Genomic DNA, 3,259 nt, shown 5'->3' with positions numbered 1-3,259 from the left:
GTCGCCCTCGCTCGATAAGAAAACCAGCGTCGTCAGTTTAGTCTACGAATCGTGGCTGAGGTTAGGTGGTAATCAGGTATAAGTTTGGTTTGATTGGTGCAACAGACAGTCATACCTCACTGGTAACGGCAGAAGAAGAAAACTTCTTTGGCAAAAATAGTACGGACGAGCCACAGGAGAAGCGTGCTGGAGTACAACTGAAAAAGGTTGGTGAAGGCCGTTTAATGAACTGGCAAACATCGGCGTCTGGATTAACAGCAGTCTGGGCTCACGAGAATACCAGAGCTTCAATATTTGATGCCATGAAACGCAAAGAGGTTTATGCCACAACAGGCCCTCGTATTAGTTTACGTTTTTTCGGCGGTTGGGATTACCAGAGAAGTGATCTGAATAACCGCCCTATAGAGAATGTTGGTTACAGCAAAGGAACGCCTATGGGGGGGGATTTACCTCCCAGGCCGGAAGCTGCCCAAGCACCCAGTTTTATGATTGCTGCGCTGCGTGACTCCATGGGAGCAAATCTGGATCGTATACAGGTGGTTAAAGGTTGGCTGGATGAAAAAGACGGTAGCAGTCACGAAAAAATCTATAACGTAGCCTGGTCTGATGGTCGTGAAATACGTAAAGATGGCACCCTGCCGTCAGTCGGAAACACTGTGAATGTTTCTGAAGCAACCTGGGCGAACAGTATCGGTGAGCCGGAACTCACAACTGTGTGGCAGGATCCCGATTTTAAGGCCAGTCAAAAGTCATTTTATTACGTTCGTGTTCTGGAAATTCCGACGCCTCGTTGGACAACCTACGATGCCAAGAGATTTGGTACAGAGATTCCAGAAGGTGCCCCTGAAACCATTCAGGAACGGGCATACTCATCGCCTATTTGGTATCAGCCTTTATAAGTACCCGATATTATAAAAATAAGGTAAACAATAATGGGAAAAATTCTGTCCGGCGTATGTCGTTCAATTCTTGTTCTGTTGGTATCGGTTTCCGGTCATGCACTGGCGGGCGTGGGAGACGGTCCAAGAGCCTATCAAGTGGCTCCTGTTGGCTCTCAGCGCCTTAGTATTATGCCCATACATCAGAACTCCAGTTTTCATATTGATGGGAGCCCATCAGAACCATCTGCTCGTATTAAGGCTGACATCCTGGCGATGCAATATACTCATATTCTGGATGTAGGAGGCAATACTACTGGGCTGTTTGCTGTTGTTCCTTACGCTGATATTTCCGCCAAACTCCTGGATACCAAACGTGAAACCGGTGCATCCGGAGTGGGAGATCTGGTTGTTGGTGCGATTTTTGGTTTGACTGGCGCTTCTGCAATGACACCCAAAGAGTTCGCCGCGTATAAACCAGGTTTCACTGCGGGTTTATTAACGAAGTTGACCCTGCCTACCGGACGCTATGATGAAGATAATCTGCTTAATATAGGAACAAATCGCTGGGCTGTTCAGCTTGGTGGAGCTTTTTCCTGGTATTTTGGCGAAAGCTTAACAGCAGGGAATAATACTTCTATCGAGCTCACGCCAGCCGTTACATTTTATGGCGATAACGACTCACCAAGAAATGCTGACAAGATGGAGCAGCGCCCGGTCTACACGTTGGAAGCGAATGCGACACATGATTTTAGCTCTCGCTACTGGGGTTCTATCGATGCCTTATACAGTATCGGTGGTGCAACAGAAACCGATGGTGTGAAATCCCAGTCAGATACAGAGAAGTTTCTGCTAGGTGCTACAGTGGGTATGTATCTGCCACATGGTTACGGCCTGCAACTCAACTATGGGAAAACACTTAAGGTTGATAGTGACGGCTACAAGGACCACCTTATTCGTATAAAATTGTCTAAATCATTCTGAACGACAAAACGCCACTAAAAGGCAGCAATCCTGTCGATCAGCCAGTATGAGGCCACACCACCCATTACATAGATGGATGTGTTCGTGGCCCAGGTTTTATAGAGCTGGGATTGCCTCCTGTTATTGATGCAAGACTTCAACAGTAGAGTTACTCCCAGTACGGCTCCGATAAACAACAGCTGACCAGCTTCGACGCCTATATTAAAAGCGAGCAGGGCAACTGGAATTTCATGTTGTGGCAGCCCAATCTCCCCAAGAGCGCTCGCAAAACCCAGTCCGTGCAGCAAGCCGAAGATAAATGCAATCAGCCATGGGGATTTTTCTGCCAGGTTATGCTGATCTTTCTTTGTTAATTCAATAGCAAGAAAGATAATAGAAAGAGCGATAATAGCCTCGATAGGTGGAATATGAACGGAAATGACGCCTAGAGAAGCCATAGATAATGTAATTGAGTGGGCCAGCGTGAATGCTGTTACTGTTGCAATCAGGCGACGCACACCTTGTGCCAGAAACAGAAGGGCTAGAACAAACATAAGGTGATCAGCCCCAATAAGTATGTGCTCTACTCCCAATGAAAAATAGGTTTTACCAACATCCAGGCGAGTATCTGGTGTTGGAATGTACTGAGCTGTTTTATCGGGTGTTAATAATAAGGTGGAACTGCGGCCACTGTCATTGACAACTCTTACCAGAACATCTGTTGATGTTCTTTGCAGCCCGTTGATATTCAACCTTTTACCCTCAATAGCTTCACTGCATGAAGTCAACCAGCTTGAGACAAATGCAGTGGCTTCTTTCTCCAGCAGGCTTGGTGAACGCTGTTGGCAGATATCAGGTAAAACCGGCGTTATGGCCATGGGGGCACCATTGACCTGCGGAACTTTCCAGACAACCTTGTAGTTGTTGTTTCCGACTTTTGTTATTTCAAGATAACCTGGCTCCAAAGCATGACCGTGTGATGTTTGTGCAATGCTTATGGATATAGCAAATACGACATAAACAGGTAATAGCTGAAGGTATTTAAACATCACTATCAGTCCCAGACTGCTCTATGACAATATTGTACTTGGCTCTGTAGGCTGTATATGCGTCGTCTTTTTTCTGCTTAATCTGCTGATGTTGCCAGTGTTTTGTTAAGGGGCGACGAACGTCATCCAGAGACGGCAGGTGAGGAGGAATACGTTGGTTTATTCTTACAAAATGATTGCCGTAGGTGGATTTTATCGGACCGTACCAGTCACCTTGTTGAAGCTCCATAAGTGCTTCAGTAAATTCACTCCCGTATTGGCCGTTTATATCAATGCTGTTACGAAGGCTGACATGAACAGGCAGGGCTCTGTTCACAATACATGTTGGTGCATGAACTATACTTCTGAGCACCGGTTTCTGTCGTGTAA

General features: G+C 46.2%; 4 protein-coding genes. 2 read left to right on the top strand and 2 right to left on the bottom strand.

The window, feature by feature from the left end; all coding sequences use genetic code 11:
- Positions 1 to 65: 65 nt before the first annotated feature.
- Both QMA35_RS21155 and QMA35_RS21150 read left to right on the top strand, forming a co-directional pair.
- Positions 66 to 899 carry a DUF3604 domain-containing protein gene (locus QMA35_RS21155; protein ID WP_281649123.1) on the top strand — a complete coding sequence of 278 codons (834 nt, stop codon included), beginning with the start codon at positions 66 to 68 and terminating at the stop codon, positions 897 to 899.
- Positions 900 to 932: 33 nt separating this feature from the next.
- Positions 933 to 1,862, top strand: a complete 930-nt coding sequence (locus QMA35_RS21150; RefSeq protein WP_281649122.1) for a transporter — start codon at positions 933 to 935, stop codon at positions 1,860 to 1,862.
- A 14-nt stretch (positions 1,863 to 1,876) separates the two neighbouring features.
- Here the strand turns inward: QMA35_RS21150 and QMA35_RS21145 are convergent, their stop codons facing one another.
- Positions 1,877 to 2,890 (bottom strand): HupE/UreJ family protein, encoded by a 1,014-nt coding sequence (locus QMA35_RS21145; RefSeq protein ID WP_281649121.1) that lies wholly within the window; start codon positions 2,888 to 2,890, stop codon positions 1,877 to 1,879.
- A partial coding sequence (locus QMA35_RS21140) for a peptidylprolyl isomerase (RefSeq protein WP_281649120.1) occupies positions 2,883 to 3,259 on the bottom strand: 377 nt, incomplete at its 5' end. The genes QMA35_RS21145 and QMA35_RS21140, both read right to left, overlap by 8 nt.

Origin of the sequence: Parendozoicomonas sp. Alg238-R29 (assembly GCF_947331445.1) — a bacterium.
Lineage (GTDB): Bacteria > Pseudomonadota > Gammaproteobacteria > Pseudomonadales > Endozoicomonadaceae > Sansalvadorimonas.
This window is presented reverse-complemented; position numbering and strand designations above follow the sequence as displayed.